The following is a 20,623-nucleotide window of genomic DNA, read 5'->3' on the forward strand; positions in this document are numbered from 1 at the left end:
ATGTCCGAGGCCATGATGATGTCCTTGTTGCCGGTCGTCGTGACGAAGATGTCGGCCGTCTCGACGACCTCGTCGAGCGTGGTGACCTGGTAGCCGTCCATCGCCGCCTGCAGGGCGCAGATCGGGTCGATCTCGGTCACGATCACCCGGGCGCCCTGACCGCGCAGGGACTCCGCGCAGCCCTTGCCGACGTCGCCGTAGCCGCACACGACGGCCGTCTTGCCACCGATCAGCACGTCCGTGGCCCGGTTGATGCCGTCGACCAGCGAGTGCCGGCAGCCGTACTTGTTGTCGAACTTCGACTTCGTCACCGCGTCGTTCACATTGATCGCGGGGAACAGCAGGACGCCGTCACGCTGCATCTCGTACAGCCGGTGGACACCCGTCGTGGTCTCCTCCGTCACGCCACGGATCTCCGAGGCCAGCTGCGTCCACTTCTGGGGGTTCTCGCCCAGGGTGCGGTGCAGCAGCTGGAGGATGACGCGGTGTTCGTCGGACTCGGCGGTCTCCAGGGCAGGGACCTGGCCGGCCTTCTCGTACTCGACGCCCTTGTGGACGAGGAGGGTGGCGTCACCGCCGTCGTCCAGGATCATGTTCGGGCCGCCGGTGGGGCTGTCCGGCCAGGTCAGCGCCTGCTCGGTGCACCACCAGTACTCCTGAAGGGTCTCGCCCTTCCAGGCGAAGACCGGGATGCCCTGGGGGTTGTCGGGCGTGCCGTTCGGGCCGACGGCGATGGCGGCGGCCGCGTGGTCCTGGGTGGAGAAGATGTTGCAGGAGGCCCAGCGGACCTCGGCGCCCAGGGCGACCAGCGTCTCGATGAGCACGGCGGTCTGGACGGTCATGTGCAGGGAGCCGGTGACGCGGGCGCCGGCCAGCGGCTGGGTCTCGGCGTACTCCTTGCGGATCGCCATCAGGCCGGGCATCTCGTGCTCGGCGAGGGTGATCTCCTTGCGGCCGAATTCGGCCAGCGAGAGGTCGGCGACCTTGAAGTCCTGTCGGTTCTCGACAGTCGTCATTGCGAGCTGCTCCTCGGGGTCGGGTCGAGGTGGGTACGGCTGGTCTGCGCGGCGGCGGACAGACGGGTGCCCGAGAAGAGGACACAGGCATGCCCCCGTACGCGCAGCGCAGTCCGTCGGAGGCCCTCTCTCCCTCGGTCGGCCCCTGAGGACCGCCCGACCGCCATCAGCAGCGACGTCTGGCTCCGTCCCAAGCTACACCGCCCAGGCGGGTCGCCCCCAGTCCGCCTCCGCAAGGATCGAGCCGACGGTAAGGCGGTTTCGGGTGGCCGGGCGAGGGCAGGAGGGGGGCCGGCAAGGGTGCGTAAGCCCGGGAACGGGAGCCCACAGACCGGCAGGAACAGGGATTTTCGCATCTGTGGGCGAGGTGACGGGTGCGGCAGGATGCAGGGGGCCGGAAAGTCCGGTCCACGCTCGCGGGGTGTCCGGGACGGCACCGCGCGCGACGAAGGTGTGAGGAGACACGACGTGGCCAGTCCGGCCGGACCCCCCTCGACGGGTGGCCGCGATGACGAGGGGCTGCGGGTGAAGCTGCTGGCGGTGACCGCCTGCCCGACCGGTATCGCGCACACGTACATGGCGGCGGAGAAGCTCGCGCAGGCCGCCGCCAGCCGGGGCATCGAGATGAAGGTGGAGACGCAGGGCTCCATCGGGGCCGAGAACATCCTCGATGACAACGATGTCAGCCACGCGGACGGCATCATTGTCGCCGCCGACAAGGACGTCGACCTGAGCCGGTTCACGGGCAAGCGCGTGCTGACGGTCGGGGTCGCCGAGGGCATCCACCATCCCGAGCTGCTGATCGAGCGGGTGCGGTCGGCGCCCGTCTACGCGCCCGGCGGGGCGACGGGGGGTTCGGCGAGCGCGGGCGGCGGCCGGGAACGGGGACCGGTGTACAAGGCGCTGATGAACGGCGTGTCGTACATGATCCCGTTCGTGGTCGTCGGCGGTCTGCTGATCGCGGTCTCGCTGGCGCTCGGCGGTCATGCGACGGCGAAGGGCTATGTGATTCCCGACGGCACCTTCTGGGCGCGCGTCAACGCGATCGGCGGGATCGGCTTCCAGCTGATGATCCCGGTCCTGTCCGGCTACATCGCGTACGCGATCGCCGACCGGCCCGCGCTCGTGCCCGGCATGATCGGTGGCTGGATCGCGAACACGGGTGCGTTGTACGACTCGAAGGCCGGCGCGGGGTTCATCGGCGCGATCGTGACCGGCTTTCTGGCCGGGTATCTGGTGCTGTGGATCAAGAAGGTCCGGGTGCCGAGGTTCGTTCAGCCGATCATGCCGATCATCGTGATCCCGATCGTGGCGACGACGGCGCTCGGGCTGTTCTTCCTCTACGTCATCGGCAGGCCGATCTCCTGGGTGTTCGAGCATCTGACGAGCTGGCTCGGCGGGATGACGGGGACGAGCGCGATCCTGCTCGGCGCGATCCTGGGGCTGATGATCGCGTTCGACATGGGCGGCCCGGTCAACAAGACGGCGTTCCTCTTCGGCGCCGGGCTCATCGCGAGCGGCAACCAGACGGTGATGGGCATGTGCGCGGCGGCGATTCCGGTGATGCCGCTGGGGCAGGGGCTGGCCACGCTGATCCGGCGGCGGCTGTACACCGAGCAGGAGCGGGAGACCGGCCTCGCGGCGCTGTTCATGGGGTGCTTCGGTATCTCGGAGGGCGCGATTCCGTTCGCCGCGGCGCGGCCCGCGCAGGTGATCCCGGCCAACATGCTGGGTGGTGCGGTGGCGGGTGCGGTCGCGGGACCGGCCGGGGTGAAGGACGCGGTGCCGCACGGCGGGCCGATCGTGGCGGTGCTCGGCGCGGTGAGCGGGGTGCCGATGTTCTTCGTCGCGGTGGTGATCGGGTCCGTGGTGACCGCGCTGGCGACGGTGGCGTTGGTCGATGTGAGCGGGCGACGGGGACGGCTGAGGAGCGCCTCCGGGCTTCCCGGGCAGCGTCCCGGGCTTTCGGGTGCGGATGCTGCGGGGGCGGCGGAGGCGCACAGGGGTGCCGATTCAGGCGCGGATCCGGGCGCGGGCGGTCCCAGCGGGGCGGGAGCGCCGTCGGCCGGTGCGAGTGATGTGGTCGCGGGTGCGGGACCGGCGGTGGAGGCCGAGGGGGCGGAGGGGGCGGTGCTCGTCTCCGGGGGTGTCCGTGCGGCCGGGGACGGTGGCGAGGCCGAGGTGCTTTCCGGGTATCTCAGCGGTCGGACCGTGAAGGTGGCGCTCGCCGCCCAGGAGAAGGGCGGGGCGATACGGGAGATGGCCGAGCTGCTGGGCCGCAGCGGCCGGGTCGCCGATGTGGACGAGTTGGTGGCGACCGCGCTGCGGCGGGAGGAGCAGGGAACCACCGGGCTCGGCGAGGAGATCGCGGTCCCGCACGCCAAGACGGACGTCGTGACCGCGCCGGTCGTCGGCTTCGCGCGGTCCGCGGAGGGGGTCGAGTGGGGGTCGCTGGATGGGACGAGGGCCCGGCTGGTGTTCATGATCGCCGTACCGGAGGCCGCCGCCGGTGACGAACATCTGCGGATCCTCGCCTTGTTGTCCCGCAAGCTCACGGACCCCGGCTTCCGGGAGCGGTTGCTGGCCGCACCGGACGAGCGGGCGGTCCTCGACGTCCTCGCAGAGGTCGGGTGAGCCGACACAACTGTCGGCGCCCGGTGTGCCGCCGCGCGGTCCGTGCGCGCGGGGCCGTATTCTCCGCGTCTCTGATGGGCCGGTCGGGGAGGACGGGACGTGGCGAGGACGGGACGGGGCGGGGGCGGGGGCTCGGGGTCTCGGCGCTGGTCGTGGGGGTGCTGGTGATCGGTGCCTTCGCCTGGCTCCGGACGGCGTACGGGATCTCCACCCTGGCGGGCGACAGCATGAGGCCGACGTACGCCCAGGGGACGCGGATCATCTGGGAGCGTGTGGACGGGAGTGCGGTGCGGCGCGGCGACGTCGTGGTGTTCACGCCGTCGGCGTCGTACGGCATCGACGCGGCGCTGGTGAAGCGGATCATCGGGGTGGGCGGGGACCGGGTGCGGTGCTGCACGGCGGTGGGTTCGCGGGAGCGGATGACCGTGAACGGCAAGCCCGTCGAGGAGCCCTACGTGTACGACGGTGACGCCGACGGTGTGCACAGGTCGTACGACGTGACGGTTCCTCGGGGGCGGCTGTTCCTCCTGGGCGACTATCGCGCGAACCCCATGGACTCGCGCTTCCACCTCGACGAGCAGGGCGGGACGGTGTCCGCGGGGGCGGTGCTGGGCCCGGTGACGCAGGACCGCTCGGTCCCGGCCCTGCTCCTCACGGCTCTGCTGCTCGGGGTCGTGCTGTTCCTCGTCGGCGTCGGGCTGGGCATCGGTTTTCTCGTCGTTCGGCGGCGGACGGCGCCGCCCGTGCCGGTGCTGCCCTGGCCGACGCGGCCCATGGGCCGCTGAGGGCCCGCTGACGGGCGGTCAGTGGCTGGTGGCGTGGGGGTTCGGGCCGCCGGGGGTCGCCTCCGGGTCCGGGCCCTTGGCGGCCTCGGCCTGGCTGTAGATGTCGGGTTCGAGGTAGATGACGCGGGCGATCGGGACGGCGGCGCGGATGCGGGCCTCGGCGGCGTTGATGGCGTCGGCGACCTCGGTTGCCGTGTCGTCGTGCTGGACGGCGATCTTGGCCGCGACCAGCAGTTCCTCGGGGCCGAGGTGCAGCGTGCGCATGTGGATGACGCCGGTGACGCCGGCACCGTCGACGGTCGCCTCCTCGATCTTCTTCACCACGTCCAGGCCGGCGGCCTCGCCGAGCAGCAGCGACTTGGTCTCGGCGGCCAGGACCAGGGCGATGCAGACCAGCAGGACACCGATGCAGACGGTGCCGACGCCGTCCCAGACGCCGTCGCCGGTGGCCACCGCGAGGCCGACGCCGAGCAGGGCGAGGACCAGACCGATGAGGGCGCCGAAGTCCTCCAGCAGGACGACGGGCAGCTCGGGCGCCTTGGCGCGGCGGATGAACTGCGCCCAGGACAGCTTGCCGCGCAGTTCGTTGGACTCCTTTATGGCCGTGCGGAACGAGAAGCCCTCGGCGACGACCGCGAAGACCAGGACGCCCGCGGGCCAGTACCAGTTGTCCAGTGCGTGCGGGTGGCTGATCTTCTCGTAGCCCTCGTAGATGGCGAACATGCCGCCGATGGAGAACAGGACGATGGAGACCAGGAAGGCGTAGATGAACCGTTCGCGGCCGTAGCCGAAGGGATGCTGCGGGGTCGCCTCGCGCTGGGCGCGCTTGCCGCCGATCAGCAGCAGGAACTGGTTGCCGGAGTCGGCGAGCGAGTGGACGCCCTCGGCGAGCATCGAGGAGGAGCCGCTGAACGCGAACGCCACGAACTTCGATGCCGCGATCGCGAGGTTGGCGCCGAGTGCCGCCACGATCGCCTTCGTACCGCCTGACGCGCTCATGTGTCCGCGTGTCCCTTCGCCTCTGTCACTCCGCGCCGCCCGCGGACGTCACTGACGCCCCGGCGGTTGCCCGGCTTTGCCCGGCCTTTGCCGGTGGGTCATTCTTGCAGCCCGGCCGGGGCTCGCCGCGTCAGTTGTCCACAGGCCTGGTCATACGATCACAGTGGCACGGAAGATCGTTCCCACACCGGAGGCCTCGGCCGTCTCGCCCGCCGGGACGAAGACGGACTGGCCGGGGCTCAGCTCGTGCTCGCCCGCGCGGACGGAGCCGGCCGTGCACAGCAGGATCTGCGGGGTGTCGAGGGTGAGGTCGTGGGCGCCGGCGCCTTCGGGGAGGACGAAGCGGGACAGGCGGAACTCGTCGATCGGTGTGTCGTAGACCTCCTCACCGTCCGGGGAGGCCTCGGGACGCAGTACGCCCGGGTCGCCCGCCTCGAAGCGGACGACGCGCAGCAGTTCGGGGACGTCGACGTGCTTGGGGGTCAGGCCGCAGCGCAGGACGTTGTCGGAGTTGGCCATGATCTCGACGCCGAGGCCGTTCAGGTAGGCGTGCGGGATGCCGGCACCGAGGAACAGGGCCTCGCCGGGCTGGAGGCGGACGTGGTTGAGCAGCATGGCCGCGATGACGCCGGGGTCGCCCGGGTAGTGGCGGGCGAGGTCGGTGTAGGGGGCGTAGTCGCCGCCGAGCCGGGTGGCGGCGGCGGTGGCCTCGTCGACCGTCCGCGCCATCTCCTCCGGGTCGGCGCTGAGGATCGCGGTGAGCACCTCGCGCAGGGCCGCGTCCTCGGGGTGGGCGTGCAGCAGGTCGACGTACGGCTTGAGGGAGTCGACGCCGAGCCCGGCGAGCAGGTCGGCGGCCCGGGCCGGGTCGCGGAAACCGCACAGGCCGTCGAACTCGGTGAGCGCGCAGATCAGTTCGGGCTTGTGGTTGGCGTCCTTGTAGTTGCGGTGCGGGGCGTCGACCGGGATGCCGCGGCGCTCCTCGTCCTCGTAACCCGCCTTCGCCTGTACCAGGTCGGGGTGGACCTGGAGGGAGAGGGGCGCGCCGGCGGCGAGGATCTTGAGCAGGAAGGGCAGGTGCGGGCCGAACCTGGCCACGGCCGCCTTGCCCAGCTCCGCCTCCGGGTCCGCGTCGATGACCTCGACGAGGCTCCCGCGCGCGGTGCGCGAGGGGGCGCCGGGGTGCGCGCCCATCCACATCTCCGCCTGCGGCTCGCCGGTCGGCTCGACGCCGAGGAGCTGCGGGATGGCGGTGGGGGAGCCCCAGGCGTAGGGGCGGATGGTGTTGTCGAGGCGGTCCATGTGTCTTCGTCTTCTCCGTCGGTCGTACGTACGCTGCCCGGCCGGCGCCGGCCGGGCAGCTGAGGGGGCGCGGCTGCTGCGGCCCGTGGTCAGATCAGGCCCTGGAAGCGAGCGCGAGGTAAACGGCGGCGAAATCCGTGACGGCGATCAGTTCCGCGAGGGTCTCCAGTTCGGCGCCCTCTTCCGGTTCGAGTTCGCTGATCGGCGTGTCGTGGCTGAGGGCCAGGTCGCGGGCGGCCGGGGCGGCGGTGAGACCGCTGATCGGGCGGTCGCGCAGCAGCACCACGCGCGCGTGGAGCGCGGGCGGCTCCTCCACGCGGTCGCGGAAGAAGTCGTCGGGGTCGGCGCTGGCGGCCAGCGGACCGGCCAGCAGGGCGCTGTGCGCGGTGAGCGCCTCGGGGAGTTCGGCGACGAGCGCGGGGCGGCCGGAGAGTTCGGCGAGGGCGGCGGCGAAGCGGCGGCCGGCGGGCCCGGCGGAGGTGCCTTCCGTCCACACCACCGGCAGCGCGTCGGCGAGTTCGGCGGCGAGGGTCTTCGCCGGGTTGCTGTACGTCGCGATGGCGGGCCCGCAGCGCTCGGCGATCTGGTCGAGCCGGTCGGCGACCTTCTCCAGCACCTCGGGCGGGGCGCTCAGCAGTCCGACGCGGTCCAGGAGGGCCAGCAGCGGGGTGAGCAGGGCCCAGAAGACACCCGGGGCGGAAGCGGCGAGCGGTTCTTCCTGGTCGTACGGCGCTGTCGCCATCGGCACGAACAGGCCGTGCGCGGCGCCGACCGACTCGGCGAGCGGGGTGCGCGGCGGTGCCACGGCGACGACCGAGCAGCCGCGGCGGTAGGCCTGGTCGGCGAGGAGGGAGAGGCTGGGTTCGGTGCCGTCCGGAGTGGCGATCAGGAGCAGGTCCACGGAGCCGGTCCAGCCCGGCAGTTCCCAGCGCAGGGCGCCGGCGGCCGGGGCGACGCCGGTGGGGGCCAGGCGGACCACGGGGCTGCCGACGCCGGCCAGGGCGCCGATGAGGTCGGCGGTGTGGGTGGCGGCGGCGCCGGGGCCCGCGATCAGGACGGCGCGCGGGCGGCCGTCCGGCTTGAGGTCGCCGACGCCTGCCTCGGCGGCGTGCCGGGCGGCGGTGCGGACGCGGGCGCCTGCCTCGGCGGCACCGCGCAGCAGGCCTCGGCGGTCGGCCTCGGCGAGGCCCTCCGGGGTGTCGAGCAGCGATTCGTCCAGCATGGGCGGCAGCCTCCGATCGCCGGGGTCCTGTGCGGAGCCCTCCAGGGATGGCGCCGGGTGGTGGTGCGGTGGGCGCCTGGTCCGGGGTGTGCGGGCCTGGGTGTACGAGGCCTACGGGGTGAAGCGCGTCGTCACTCGGGGCGGCGGGCCTCGTCCACGAGGAGGACCGGGATGCCGTCGCGGACGGGGTAGGCGAGGCCGCAGTCCTGGCTCGCGCAGATCAACTCGGTGTCCTGCTCCTTGAGGGGGGCGTGGCAGGCCGGGCAGGCGAGGATCTCCAGGAGGCCGGCTTCGAGCGGCATGGGGTGTGTCCCTTCGGGGCGAGGTTTCTTCGGCCGCTGGTCAGCGTACCGCTGCTGGGCAGGTTGGGCCGGGCTGCGAGCACCGTCCAGGGGCTGCGGCCCCTGGACTGCCGCTCCGCACGCGCCCGCCCGGCCGGAAGGCCCGGAGCCCCGCAGTGCTGTCCGCCGACCGGCCGGCGGGAGGGCGCGCGGCCCGGCTCGGGGCCGCCGACCGGGCGGCGCGGGGTGTCAGGCCCTGATGATGGCCAGGGCCTCGTCGCGGATCTTGGTCATCGTGGCCTCGTCCTTGGCCTCGGCGTTCAGGCGGAGGAGCGGCTCGGTGTTGGAGGGGCGGACGTTGAACCACCAGTCGGCGGCGGCGACCGTGAGGCCGTCGAGGTCGTCGAGGGTGACGTCGGCGCGGCCCTCGTACGCGGCGCGGATCGCGGCGAGGCGGTCCGACTGGTCGGCGACGGTGGAGTTGATCTCGCCGGAGCCGACGTAGCGGTCGTACTGGGCGACCAGGGAGGACAGGGGGCCGTCCTGACCGCCGAGGGCCGCGAGGACGTGCAGGGCGGCCAGCATGCCCGTGTCGGCGTTCCAGAAGTCCTTGAAGTAGTAGTGGGCGGAGTGCTCGCCGCCGAAGATGGCGCCGGAGCGGGCCATCTCGGCCTTGATGAAGGAGTGGCCGACGCGGGTGCGGACCGGGCTGCCGCCGTTCTCCTTCACGACCTCGGGGACCGTGCGGGAGGTGATCAGGTTGTGGATGATCGTGCCCGTGCCGCCGTTGCGGGCCAGCTCGCGCGCGGCGACCAGGGCGGTGATCGCGGAGGGCGAGACCGGGTCGCCGTGCTCGTCCACGACGAAGCAGCGGTCGGCGTCGCCGTCGAAGGCGATGCCGAGGTCGGCGCCCTCCTCGGGGACCCGCTTCTGCAGGTCCACGAGGTTGGCCGGGTCCAGCGGGTTGGCCTCGTGGTTCGGGAAGGTGCCGTCCAGCTCGAAGTACATCGGGACGAGGGTCAGGGGCAGGCCGGCGAAGACGGACGGGACCGTGTGGCCGCCCATGCCGTTGCCGGCGTCGACCACGACCTTCAGGGGGCGGATGGAGGTCAGGTCGACGAGGGAGCGCAGGTACGCCGCGTAGTCGTCCAACGTCTCGCGGGAGGACAGGGTTCCCGGTTCGGCCACCGGTTCCGGGGTGCCCGACTCCAGCCAGCCCTCGACCAGTTCGCGGATCTGCGCGAGGCCGGTGTCCTGGCCGACGGGGGCGGCGCCCGCGCGGCACAGCTTGATGCCGTTGTACTGGGCGGGGTTGTGGGAGGCCGTGAACATGGCGCCGGGCAGGTTCAGCGCGCCCGAGGCGTAGTACAGCTGGTCCGTGGAGCACAGGCCGATCTCGGTGACGTGCACGCCGCGGTCCGCCGCGCCGCGCGCGAACGCGCGGGACAGACCCGGCGAGGAGGGCCGCATGTCGTGGCCGACGACGATCGCCGCGGCGCCCGTCACCTCCGCGAAGGCGGCGCCGAAGAGCGCGGCAAGTGACTCGTCCCACTGGTCCGGGACCACCCCGCGCACGTCGTACGCCTTCACGATCTGCGACAGATCAGCTGCCACGGCCAACCCTCCTGAAAGTCCAAAGTCCTATGGGTGCCCACAAACTACCCGCCGGGGGTAAGGGCGAGGTGTGCGGACACCGGGTGGACGCTGTGCCGTGACCGTAGCGGGTTCAGTTGTCCGGGGAGCGCAGGACCCGGAGGTGACCGCGGCGGGCGACCTCCATGGGGTCCGCCGTGCGGGCTCCGCCGCCGCCCGCCTGGGCCGCGCGCTCCTGCGGACGGGCCGCCTCGCGCACGGCGTTGGCGAGGGCTTCGAGGTCGTCGCCGCTGGGGCGCGCGGGGGCCGAACCGTCCAGGAGGCGTACGACCTCCCAGCCGCGCGGGGCGGTGAGGCGCTCGGAGTGCTCGGCGCACAGGTCGTAGCAGTGGGGTTCGGCGTAGGTGGCGAGCGGGCCGAGGACCGCGGTGGAGTCGGCGTAGACGTACGTCAGCGTCGCCACGGCGGGTCGGCCGCAGGCGGTGCGCGAACAGCGACGTACAGGGCTCACGACGTTGGACGGTACCGCACTCTTGAGCGGGCCGCGACGACTCTCCACCAGGTCACTCCACCGTGTCGTGCTGTGAAACGCCCCACACACCCTTTCAGGCAGGCCCTGTTGACCTGCGTGGACGGGATCCCGGCGGGCCTCGGGCGGGATCCCATCCGGTCATGAGTCGGTACAAACACCGTCAATTGCCTTGAGTTCGGCGGTCTTGGAGGGTTATGGAAACGAGCCAGACGTTGGCCGGAATGGTCATCCCGGGACAGGGGCGGTGTGCGGTCCGGGTGGGCGGACGCGCCTGCGGTCCGGAGCCGGGCGTTGTGTGTGGAGCCGGGCGGGGAGCGCGGGCTGGGACTACGCTTCACCAGTGATGGACAACCGTGTACCGCCCCGTGCCAGCGGCCCCGGGCCCCGTCGCCGTGATCGTCACGGGCGGGGCATGCGGGGGCCGATCGCACCGCCGCAGGTGCCGCTCGCGGCCAGTCGCGCCGAGGTGTTCACCGACCTGGTGCAGGACTCCGTGGACCGTCTGGAGCGGCGGTGGCCGCAGCTCGCCGACATCGACTTCCTCGTACTGGAGGTGCCCCGGCTGGAGGGGCGGGGTGACCAGGTGTGGAGCGACGAGCCCGTGCCGCTGGGCGGTGTCGTGCCCGCGCGGGACGGGCGGCGGGCGCGGGTCGTCGTGTACCGGCGGCCGGTGGAGATCCGTACCAAGGGACGCGACGAGCGGGCCGCGCTGGTGCACGAGGTGGTCGTGGAGCAGGTGGCCGAGCTGCTGGGCCTGACTCCGGAGACCGTCGATCCCCGGTACGGGGAGGACTAGGGAGTGTCGTTGGGCTCCGGCCGGCCGGGACGAGCGCTGCGGCCCGGGGGGCCCGAGCGGGGCGTGCCCGCTCGGCCGGCGCCTACTTCTGCAGCACCGCCAGGTCCTGTGTCGTCTGCGGTACGGAGACCATCCCCCGGTCGTTCGCGAGGGTCTGGATGGTGAAGCCCGGCACTCCCCCCTCCGTGGCCGTCAGGGTGCGGGAGGCGTAGACCGGGCCGCCCGAGGTGGTCTCCACGGTGAGGGCGTAGGTGCCCTGGAGGCCCGAGGGGACCGGGGCGGCGATGTTCTGGGTCGTGCCGGACTTGATCGTGTACGTCTTCGTCGCCGCCGTGCCGCCGTCGCTGCCGGCCGAGGCGGTGATCTTGACGGTGGCCGTGGCGGTCGGCGCGGTCAGGGCCAGCGTCGAGCCCTTGGCGCTGTTGTCGGCCGCGGTCGCGCGCGTGCCGACCGGGGCCGTGGCCGGGATGAATGCCGTCTCCTGCTTGTCGCCCTTGCCGCGGACGACCTGGAGCGCCGCGACGACCGGGACCGACTGGTCGGTGGGGGTCAGCACCAGGGAGCCCGCCTGGCCGCGGGTGACGGCGCCGAGGTCGGCCGCGGTCGTCATGCCGGACTTCACGTGCACGCTCTCGTTGCCGGCCGGGGTGATCGTGCCGTCGGCCGTGGCCAGGCGGATCTTGAGGTCGGCATCGTCGCCGCCGGGGGTGAAGGCGATCAGCCGGACGTCGGTGGCGTCCGCGGGGATGCCGGGCAGGACGAGGCTGGGGGCCGGATCGGTGGCCGCGGCCAGCCAGTCACCGCCCGCCTTGTCGTCCAGGGCCTGCACGGCCGCGCCGACCCGGCCGCTGCGCACACTGACGTGCACGGTCAGGCCGGGCTGCTGCTGGTCGGTGAGCGTGGAGAGCAGTATCGGCTTGCTCGCGTGCGGCGGGACCGTGAGGTTCTCGCCGAGCGGGGACTTGATCGCGCCGTCCTTGCCGTACAGCTCGATGTCGACGACGGCGGCGGAGTCGTCGGGGTTGGTCAGGTGCACGTAGTCGGTGCGGCCGGTGGCCGTGCTGGCGCCCGGGAACCAGAACTCGGTGTCCGCGGGCGTGCAGTTGACGCCCTGCAGGCCGCGGCCGGTGCCGGCGGCGACCTCGGTGGTCTCCTGGACGGTCCAGCCGGGCGCGAACCTGCCGTCGGCGGTGCCGATGAGCGCGGGCGTGTCGGCGCCCGAAGTGTCGCCGGTGGCCGGGGTGCCGGGCGCCTTGGGGGTGAGCGCCGGCTGGCTCGCGGTCTGCGTCGCGCCCTTGGTGCCCTTCGATCCCTTGGTGCCCTTGCCCTTGGTGCCCTTGCCCTGCTGGGAACCGTCCGACGAGGAGCCGCCCGTGCCGTCCGCCGACTGCTCCGTGGCCGCCTGGAGTTGGGCCTTGCCGCTGCCCGGGGTGCCCTCGGTGACGGGCGTGAACGAGGTGTACGAGGTGCTGGCTATGTCCGAGATGCTCGGCGCCGGGCAGAGCAGGCTCGTGCGCTCCACCGGGAGGTCGGCGGCCGCCTTCGACGCGGAGGCGCCGGAGGCGGCGGGGCCGTCGAGCACGGCGAACGCGGTGACGGCGGCCAGGGCGGCTGTGCCGGCGAACAGGGACAGGGTCGTGCGGTTCACTGCTGGCTCCCGTCGGGGTGCTCGCTGCCGGTGCCGTGGTCATAGCCGTGCCGGGCGGGGTCGTACGCCGGGTCGTAGCCCTGCTGCTGGTAGGCCGAGGGGTCGTACGGCATCTGGTCGGCCGTACCGCTGTAGGCGTACGGGTCGTACTGGCCGTTCTGGTACGGGTCGTGGGCGTAGCCCTGCTGGTCGTAGGTGGGGGGCTGGTACTGGCCGGCCGTGTAGCCGCCGTATCCGGTGTTCGTGTAGCCGGACTGGTCCCAGTCCCCGTAGGGCTGCTGCTCGGGGACCGCGGCTGCCGGGGGCTCGTCCGGCAGGGGCGGTGCCATGGGCGGCTCTTCGGCGGAGGGCTCCGCGGCCTGTTCCTCGGCCTGGGCACGCAGGCGGCGGGCGCGGCGGCCCTCCCCCGGGCCGGCCTGGGCGGGCAGCGGTTCGGGCTCGGGCAGGTCGTCGTCGACGTCGCGGCGGCGGCCCGGCAGGGCGAGGACGACCAGGACGACGGCGAGCGCGCCCTGGGCCCACAGCCAGGCGGTGTGGGTGATCGGCGCGTCGTAGACGACATCGAGCCTGCCGCCGCTCGCGGGCAGTTGGAAGCCCTGGGCCCAACCGTCGACGGTGGTGCGGGTGAGCGGCTTGCCGTCCAGGGTGGCCGTCCAGCCGGCGGAGGCGGTGTCCGCGAGGCGCAGGACGCGGCCGTCGGCGCCGGACGGGACGGTCGTATGGATCTCCACCGGTCCCGCGCTGACCGGCTGCGCGGTGCCCGAGCCGCCGGCGGGGACGATGGCGGCGCGGGAGACCTCCTGGTCGACGCGCCACAGTGCGCTGCCGCTCTGCTGGCTGAGCCGGGACAGGCCGGGTGTGGCGTCGAGGACGCGGGTGAAGTCGCGGGGCGCGCCCTTGTGGACGAGGACGTAGCGCACGGCGAAGCCGCCGAGTTCGCCGGCCTGGTCGGCGCCGGAGCCGGCGACGAGGTTGGCGACGACCTTGTCCAGCTTGCTGTTGGCGCCGCCGACGGCGCTGAGTTCGGCGTCGCCCATGCGGGCGCCGGAGCCGCGCACCAGGGTGTAGCGCACGCGCGCGGTGGAGTCGCTGTCGAGGATGAGGGTGCGGGCCTGGTCGCCGGTGGTGGAGTCCTCGGCGACGAACGCGGGCACCTGGGTGGGGTCGCGGCGCTCCAGGGGTCCGTCGGCGCCGCCGATCATCCAGCCGGCGGCGACGAGCAGCGGGCCCGCGGCGGAGGCGAAGGCGATCAGGGCGGCGACGGGCTGGCGCCAGCCGAAGCTCTGCTCGGCCACGCGCCCGCGTGCGCCGTCGGCGCCGAGGGCTGCGGCGGCCAGCAGGGCGATGCCGTAGACGAGGGTGGCCGGTCCGGCCCAGGCGGACTTGTTGGACAGCACGGCGAAGACGAGCGCGACCAGGGCGACGGCCCAGGCGGTGCGGATGCCCAGCTGGCGTTCGGAACGCAGCAGGGCGGCGAGCGCGGCGAGGACGATGCCGATGAGCATCAGGCCGTGCACCGTGCCCGCGCCGCCGGGGCTGGCGCCGAGCAGGTCGAGCGCGGAGGCGGTCGACGGGCCGTAGTCCAGCCCGGCTTCCTTGAGGAAGCCGGTCGGCAGCAGCGTCAGCGACCAGGGCGCGAGGATCAGCAGCGGGGTGCCGAGCTGGGCGAGGAAGCGCAAGGCCTGGCCGACGAGGTCGGTGCGGCGCAGGGCCGGCACGCCGAGGCCGAGGAGCAGCGCGATGGGCCAGACGATCGGTGTGAAGGCGGTGGTGATGGTCAGCAGCAGCGCGTACGCCCAGGTGGCGCGCCAACTGCCACGCGCGCCGGAGCGGTTGGTGAGGCCGCTCGCGGCGATGCCCGCGCGGGCGATGAGCGGCAGCAGCACGGCGAGGACGGCGGTGCCGACGCGGCCGCCGGCCAGGGCGCCGGTGGTGGCGGGCAGGAAGGCGTAGGCGACGGCGGCCCACGCGCGCAGCAGCCGGGAGGTGACGAGCGGCCGGGAGGCGAAGTAGGCGGTGAGTCCGGCGAGCGGCACGGAGCCGATCAGCAGCACGGTGACCGCGAGTCCGGTGGAGCCGAACAGGAGCGTGGCGAGGGTCGCGACGACGGCGAGGTAGGGCGGTGCGGACGGGGAGCCGCCCGCACCCACCGGATGCCAGGAGTCGGCGAAGCGGGACCACAGGTCGCCGGCGCCGGCCGGGGCGGGCAGCAGGGCGCCGCCGGTGAGCGCGCCGCTGCCGAGCAGGGCGCGGCAGGCGACGAGGGAGATCACCAGCAGCGCCAGGAAGAGCACCGGTCCGGGGTTGCGGGCGATGCGCTTGAGCCGGGCGAACTGCTCGATCTCCAGGAAGTCGGCGTCGTCGCCGCCGGGGCCCGACTCCATGGCACCGCCGTGCCGGCCAGCCGAGGAGGTGTCGCTGTCCCTGCCGCCGGAGAAGTTGCCCGCGACCTGCTCGACGGTGGCGCGGATGGTGGCGCCGGGCGGCGGCAGGAGCTGGCGCAGTTCGCCCTTGTCGAGCTGCGGGGAGCCGCGGCGGCGGCGCGCGGCGATGATCCGCTCGGGCCGCAGCAGCACGCCGAGCAGGCCGCGGATCTCGTCCACGGCCTGGCCCGGGACCTTGCCGACGAGGTAGGCGACGGTCCGCAGGACGGTGCCGAGGATGAGCCGGAGCAGCACCCAGGGCAGCGTCGCGCCGCGCGTGTTGGCGAGCAGGGTGTAGACGGCGCCGGCCTTGTCGACCTTGTGCGGGGAGGCGCTGGTGCGGCCCGCGCAGTCGACGGTACGGCGCTCGCGGGAGGCGGCCTCGGCGTGCCGTACGACCGCGTCGGGGGCGACGAGGACGCGGTGGCCGGCGTTGTGGGCGCGCCAGCACAGGTCGACGTCGTCGCGCATCAGGGGCAGCCGGCGGTCGAAGCCGCCGAGCTGCTCGAAGACGTCGCGGCGGATGAGCATGCCGGCGGTGGACACGGACAGCACGGTGCGCACGTGGTCGTGCTGGCCCTGGTCCTGTTCGCGGCGGTCCAGGCCGGTCCAGCGGCGGCCGGAGTTGGCGATGGAGACGCCGACCTCCAGCAGCTGCCGGCGGTCGTACCAGCCGCGCAGCTTGGGGCCGACGACGGCCACGTCGTCGCGGCCCAGTTCGAGTTCGTTGTCGACGACCCGCAGCAGCTGGGCGAGGGCGTCGGGTTCGGGGGCGCAGTCGTCGTGCAGCAGCCAGAGCCACTGGACGGGTTCGCCGTACGGGAGTTCCGGCAGGTCGTAGGCGTCGTCGCGCCACGAGCGGGTGACCGGGTCCCAGCCGCTGGGGCGTTTGAGGTACGGCAGCTCTTCCGGGGTGAGGACCGGGGCGGTGCGGCTCGCCTCCTCCACGGCCTGGCCGAAGCCGGTGCGCCGGGCCAGATGCAGGACCTGGGCGTCGCCGAGGGCTTCGGTGAGCAGCCGGGCGGAGTCGTCCGCGCTGCCGGTGTCGGCCGCGACCGCGTGCTGGACGGGGCGCTCCTGGCCGAGCAGCCCGGCGAGGGCGTCGGGCAGCCAGCGGGCACCGTCGTGGGAGACGAGGACCGCGGTGACGACGTGGCGCGGGAACTCGGGCGGGCGGGCCGGGTCGAGCGCGGCCGCGCGGGCCGGGTCGAATGCGGCTGTGGCAGCCGCGTGGTGGGCTGCCGTATGACTGTGCACGGACATCGAGGTACGGGCCCCGGTTCGATGGACTGCGGTGGACACCCGTGCCTCCTCGTGCGTGGAGGGGACAGCGGGGCGTCTCGGACGAGCGACCACACTATCGGCTGCCCATGACGGCGGCCCGCCGCCTGTGGATAACCCACCGGCGACGGGCCGTTCGTGAGGTTTCGGTGTGGATGTACGGTCAGATGGCGGCCTTCTTCAGGCGGCGGCGCTCCCGCTCGGACAGGCCGCCCCAGATGCCGAAGCGCTCGTCGTTGGCAAGGGCGTACTCAAGGCATTCGGAGCGGACCTCGCAGGCGAGGCAGACCTTCTTGGCCTCTCTGGTGGAGCCGCCCTTCTCGGGGAAGAAGGACTCGGGGTCGGTCTGGGCGCACAGCGCGCGCTCCTGCCAGCCGAGTTCCTCGTCCGCGTCGTCGACCAGCAGTTGCTGCACCAGCTCGGTCATGTGCGCCCCTCGTCTGTCTTTCGCGTCCCCGTGCGTCAGCCGTTACCGATTTCGGCTGAACGACACGAGTGAAATTACAAGTGTGCTGCTCCGGGCGAGTCAAGCCGAGATCTGCTATTGGGCCCGTTATTCACTCTGCGGAACCAAGGCCGTGCGGAAAGTGTTCAAATCGCCATAAACCTTGACGCGCAGGCGAGAGCCCCGGGGCCGGTCGAACCCCGCACAGACCTATGACAGATCTCTGTACGGAGAAAGACGGCTCCGCGTTCGATCGAGTTGCACGAGGCGTGAGCGCCCGGTTGTGCCGCATGTGTCCGGGTACCCCGGTGAGCAAACCTTTCACCTGACAGAAGAACCGGATGGGATGAAGGGCGTCCCACATACCGGGCGCCGAGTTGACAGCACTGGTGTGAACCGCTGTCCTAGGGGGCATGCTCGCGTACTTGGCGCTCACCTCGACCCGCACCGCCGGGTCCCACGGTGCTGCCCGGGCGCGCTGTAGCTGTTGTCGCTGTCACAGCTGTTGAGCCACACCTCGCTCCGGCTGGAGCCGTGTCCCCGCGACACGGTGTCCGTTCCCGTTCCCTCTGACCTTCTTTCACCGAGGAACCAGCGCACCCATGAACAGCGACAGCGACCTCCAGATCGCCGGCGACATCCTCGAAGTCCCGCACCTGCTCCAGCCGCCGCGCGAGCACCCCGCCACCGTCGCGGAGTTCGTCGGCCTCGCGCGCGCGATCGCCGCCGACCGCTCGCAGTGGGCGCACCTGGTCCGCTACGACGCGACGAGCCGCTGGTACCACCGGCTGCGCACCGGCCCCGGCTACGAGGTGTGGCTGCTGAGCTGGGTGCCCGGACAGGGCAGCGGACCGCACGACCACGGCCGCTCCTCCGGCGTCCTCACCGTCCTGGAGGGCACCCTGACCGAGCGCACCGAGCGCGGCACGCGCGCGTTGGCCGCCGGGGCGCAGCGCGTCTTCGCGCCGGGGTACGTCCACGAGGTCGTCAACGACGCGCTGGAGCCGGCGGTCAGCCTGCACGTCTACCACCCCGGCCTCACCGAGATGCCGATGCACACGTCCGCCGGCTGCGAGGCGCGCACCGGGCCGCGCCCGGTGACCGCCTGAGCGCCGTACCCCGGCCGGCCGGCTGCGCCTCGCCCGGCCTCCTGGGCCCCCGCCGGCCTCCCGCGTTCCGGCCGACTGCCCGAAACCCGACCGTCCCGCGTCCGGCGGCTGCCTGACGCGTTGTCGTACCCGCCTGCAAGACTTGGTGCCATGCGCATTGTGGTTCTGGCAGGCGGCATCGGTGGTGCCCGTTTCCTGCGCGGTCTGAAGCAGGCCGTGCCGGACGCGGACGTCACGGTGATCGGCAACACCGGCGACGACATCCACCTCTTCGGGCTGAAGGTCTGCCCGGACCTCGACACGGTGATGTACACGCTGGGTGGCGGCATCAACGAGGAGCAGGGCTGGGGGCGGGCCGACGAGACGTTCCGGGTCAAGGAGGAACTCGCGGCCTACGGCGTCGGGCCCGGGTGGTTCGGCCTCGGCGACCGGGACTTCGCGACGCACATCGTGCGGACGCAGATGCTCGGCGCGGGCTATCCGCTCAGCGCGGTCACCGAGGCGCTGTGCGACCGGTGGCAGCCGGGCGTGAAGCTGATCCCGATGACCGACGACCGCGTGGAGACGCACGTGGTCGTGGCCCACGCCGGAGCCGCTGATGAACGTGACGGCGAGCGCAGGGTGGTCCATTTCCAGGAGTACTGGGTACGGCTGCGCGCCGAGGTCCCCGCGCAGGCGATCGTGCCCGTCGGCGCCGAGCAGGCCAAGCCGGCGCCCGGCGTGCTGGAGGCCATCGCGGCGGCGGACGTCATCCTCTTCCCGCCGTCCAATCCGATCGTGTCCATCGGCACCATCCTGGCCGTGCCCGGCATCCGCGAGGCCATCGCGGAGGCGGGCGTGCCCGTGGTGGGCCTGTCCCCCATCGTCGGGGACGCGCCCGTGCGCGGGATGGCCGACAAGGTGCTCGCCGCGGTCGGCGTGGAGTCCACGGCCGCCGCGGTCGCCGAGCACTACGGCTCCGGGCTGCTGGACGGCTGGCTGGTGGACACGGTGGACGCGGCCGCCGTGGCGCGGGTCGAGGCGGACGGCATCCGCTGCCGGGCCGTACCGCTGATGATGACCGACGTCGACGCGGCCGCGCAGATGGCGCGCGAGGCGCTCGCACTGGCCGAGGAGGTGCGCGGCGCATGAGCGAGGAGCGCCCGGAGTACCGGGTCTGGGCTCTGGCGGGCATCCCCGAGGTGCAGCAGGGCGACGATCTCGCCAAGCTGATCACCGCCGCCGAGCCGGGCCTGGCCGACGGTGACGTGGTGATCGTCACCTCCAAGATCGTCTCCAAGGCCGAGGGCCGGATCATGCGGGCGGACGACCGGGAGGCGGCCATCGACGCCGAGACGGTCCGCGTCGTCGCCCGCCGCGGCACGCTGCGCATCGTGGAGAACCGGCAGGGCCTGGTCATGGCCGCCGCCGGGGTCGACGCCTCCAACACCCCCGCGGGCACGGTGCTGTTGCTGCCCGAGGACCCGGACGCGTCCGCGCGCGCGATCCGCGACGGCCTGCGCGCCGCCCTCGGCGTCGAGGTGGGCGTGGTCGTCACCGACACCTTCGGGCGGCCCTGGCGCTCCGGGCTCACGGACGTGGCGATCGGCGCGGCCGGCGTGCGCGTGCTGCACGACCTGCGCGGCGGCACGGACGCGTACGGCAATCCGCTCAGCGCGACGATCGTCGCGACCGCGGACGAACTGGCCGCCGCGGGCGACCTGGTCAAGGGCAAGGCGGCGGGCCGGCCGGTGGCCGTGGTGCGCGGGCTGCCGCACGTCGTCGGCGAGGAGAGCGAACCGGGCCAGGGCGCACGGGCGTTGGTGCGCTCCGCGCGGGACGACATGTTCCGGCTCGGCACATCCGAGGCGATCCGGGAGGCGGTGACCCGGCGGCGCACGGTGCGGGCCTTCACCGACCGGCCCGTGGACCCCGGCGCGGTCCGCCGCGCGGTGGCCGCCGCGGTGACGGCGCCGGCCCCGCACCACACCACGCCGTGGCGGTTCGTGCTGCTGGAGTCGGCGACGTCGCGGGCCCGGCTGCTGGACGCGATGCGCGACGCCTGGATCGCGGACCTGCGCCGGGACGGCAGGAGCGAGGAGTCCATCGCCAAGCGCGTGCGCCGCGGTGACGTCCTGCGGGACGCGCCGTATCTGGTCGTGCCGTGCCTCGTCATGGACGGCTCGCACCACTACGGGGACGCGCGGCGGGACGGCGCCGAGCGGGAGATGTTCGTCGTCGCGGCCGGCGCGGGCGTGCAGAACCTCCTGGTGGCGCTGGCCGGGGAGGGGCTGGGCTCGGCGTGGGTGTCGTCCACGATGTTCTGCCGGGACGTGGTGCGCGAGGCGCTCGGGCTGCCGGCCGACTGGGACCCGATGGGCGCGGTGGCGGTCGGACACCCGGCCGAGGAGCCGAGACCGCGGCCGGAGCGGGACGCGGGGGCGTTCATCGAGGTCCGGTGAGGCGGGGGGACGGCGGGGCGGGCGAGGGGGAGCGGGCGAGCCGGGGAAGGTGAGCGGGGGATTCCCGTACGTCTCTTTCCCGCACCGCCTAGTCTCGTAGCACGGCACCCGCACCG

Annotated in this window: 16 protein-coding genes; 6 read left to right on the plus strand and 10 right to left on the minus strand. The window is 73.1% G+C overall.

Features of this window, described 5'->3' with window-relative positions; genetic code table 11:
• Positions 1 to 1,016 (minus strand): adenosylhomocysteinase (locus ACZ60X_RS31010; protein WP_469605461.1); only part of this gene is annotated, 1,016 nt, incomplete at its 3' end.
• Positions 1,017 to 1,484: 468 nt separating this feature from the next.
• On the opposite strand from ACZ60X_RS31010, the gene ACZ60X_RS31015 reads away from it, so the two are divergent.
• Together ACZ60X_RS31015 and lepB are read left to right on the plus strand one after the other, a co-directional pair.
• Positions 1,485 to 3,650 carry a fructose-specific PTS transporter subunit EIIC gene (locus tag ACZ60X_RS31015; protein WP_469605463.1) on the plus strand — a complete coding sequence of 722 codons (2,166 nt, stop codon included), beginning with the start codon at positions 1,485 to 1,487 and terminating at the stop codon, positions 3,648 to 3,650.
• Between the two features lie 74 nt (positions 3,651 to 3,724).
• On the plus strand, positions 3,725 to 4,435 hold the full coding sequence (gene lepB, locus ACZ60X_RS31020; protein WP_469605466.1) for a signal peptidase I: 711 nt from the start codon (positions 3,725 to 3,727) through the stop codon (positions 4,433 to 4,435).
• Between the two features lie 18 nt (positions 4,436 to 4,453).
• Here the strand turns inward: lepB and ACZ60X_RS31025 are convergent, their stop codons facing one another.
• The 6 genes from ACZ60X_RS31025 to ACZ60X_RS31050 all read right to left on the minus strand — a co-directional run bounded on the left by ACZ60X_RS31025 (position 4,454) and on the right by ACZ60X_RS31050 (position 10,391).
• A complete protein-coding gene (locus ACZ60X_RS31025; protein ID WP_469605469.1) occupies positions 4,454 to 5,434 on the minus strand; it encodes a cation diffusion facilitator family transporter in 981 nt (326 codons plus the stop codon).
• A gap of 150 nt (positions 5,435 to 5,584) precedes the next feature.
• Complete coding sequence (manA, locus tag ACZ60X_RS31030; protein ID WP_469605471.1) at positions 5,585 to 6,736, minus strand: mannose-6-phosphate isomerase, class I; 1,152 nt, start codon at positions 6,734 to 6,736, stop codon at positions 5,585 to 5,587.
• Positions 6,737 to 6,830: 94 nt separating this feature from the next.
• Positions 6,831 to 7,958 (minus strand): SIS domain-containing protein, encoded by a 1,128-nt coding sequence (locus tag ACZ60X_RS31035; RefSeq protein WP_469605476.1) that lies wholly within the window; start codon positions 7,956 to 7,958, stop codon positions 6,831 to 6,833.
• A gap of 131 nt (positions 7,959 to 8,089) precedes the next feature.
• Positions 8,090 to 8,260, minus strand: a complete 171-nt coding sequence (locus tag ACZ60X_RS31040; RefSeq protein ID WP_469605479.1) for a Trm112 family protein — start codon at positions 8,258 to 8,260, stop codon at positions 8,090 to 8,092.
• Between the two features lie 228 nt (positions 8,261 to 8,488).
• A complete protein-coding gene (locus ACZ60X_RS31045) occupies positions 8,489 to 9,853 on the minus strand; it encodes a phosphomannomutase/phosphoglucomutase (protein ID WP_469605481.1) in 1,365 nt (454 codons plus the stop codon).
• A 112-nt stretch (positions 9,854 to 9,965) separates the two neighbouring features.
• A complete protein-coding gene (locus ACZ60X_RS31050) occupies positions 9,966 to 10,391 on the minus strand; it encodes a DUF3499 domain-containing protein (protein WP_469605484.1) in 426 nt (141 codons plus the stop codon).
• Between the two features lie 385 nt (positions 10,392 to 10,776).
• On the opposite strand from ACZ60X_RS31050, the gene ACZ60X_RS31055 reads away from it, so the two are divergent.
• Positions 10,777 to 11,160, plus strand: coding sequence for a metallopeptidase family protein (locus ACZ60X_RS31055; RefSeq protein ID WP_469605486.1), 384 nt, complete (start codon positions 10,777 to 10,779; stop codon positions 11,158 to 11,160).
• Between the two features lie 82 nt (positions 11,161 to 11,242).
• On the opposite strand, the gene ACZ60X_RS31060 is transcribed toward ACZ60X_RS31055, so the two are convergent.
• From ACZ60X_RS31060 to ACZ60X_RS31070, 3 genes are all read right to left on the minus strand, one after another.
• Positions 11,243 to 12,808 (minus strand): DUF5719 family protein, encoded by a 1,566-nt coding sequence (locus ACZ60X_RS31060; RefSeq protein WP_469605488.1) that lies wholly within the window; start codon positions 12,806 to 12,808, stop codon positions 11,243 to 11,245.
• Positions 12,805 to 16,494 carry a glycosyltransferase gene (locus ACZ60X_RS31065; protein ID WP_469605904.1) on the minus strand — a complete coding sequence of 1,230 codons (3,690 nt, stop codon included), beginning with the start codon at positions 16,492 to 16,494 and terminating at the stop codon, positions 12,805 to 12,807. The genes ACZ60X_RS31060 and ACZ60X_RS31065 overlap by 4 nt, the downstream gene beginning before the upstream one ends.
• A 181-nt stretch (positions 16,495 to 16,675) precedes the next feature.
• Complete coding sequence (locus ACZ60X_RS31070) at positions 16,676 to 16,939, minus strand: WhiB family transcriptional regulator (protein WP_010986447.1); 264 nt, start codon at positions 16,937 to 16,939, stop codon at positions 16,676 to 16,678.
• 620 nt (positions 16,940 to 17,559) lie between these two features.
• Here ACZ60X_RS31070 and ACZ60X_RS31075 point away from each other — a divergent pair.
• The 3 genes from ACZ60X_RS31075 to ACZ60X_RS31085 all read left to right on the plus strand — a co-directional run bounded on the left by ACZ60X_RS31075 (position 17,560) and on the right by ACZ60X_RS31085 (position 20,507).
• Positions 17,560 to 18,066, plus strand: a complete 507-nt coding sequence (locus ACZ60X_RS31075) for a cysteine dioxygenase (protein WP_469605491.1) — start codon at positions 17,560 to 17,562, stop codon at positions 18,064 to 18,066.
• 150 nt (positions 18,067 to 18,216) lie between these two features.
• Complete coding sequence (cofD, locus tag ACZ60X_RS31080; RefSeq protein ID WP_469605493.1) at positions 18,217 to 19,197, plus strand: 2-phospho-L-lactate transferase; 981 nt, start codon at positions 18,217 to 18,219, stop codon at positions 19,195 to 19,197.
• Positions 19,194 to 20,507 (plus strand): coenzyme F420-0:L-glutamate ligase, encoded by a 1,314-nt coding sequence (locus tag ACZ60X_RS31085; RefSeq protein ID WP_469605496.1) that lies wholly within the window; start codon positions 19,194 to 19,196, stop codon positions 20,505 to 20,507. Before cofD ends, ACZ60X_RS31085 begins: the two co-directional genes overlap by 4 nt.
• Positions 20,508 to 20,623: the final 116 nt, after the last annotated feature.

Source organism: Streptomyces sp. NPDC104106 (assembly GCF_055584345.1).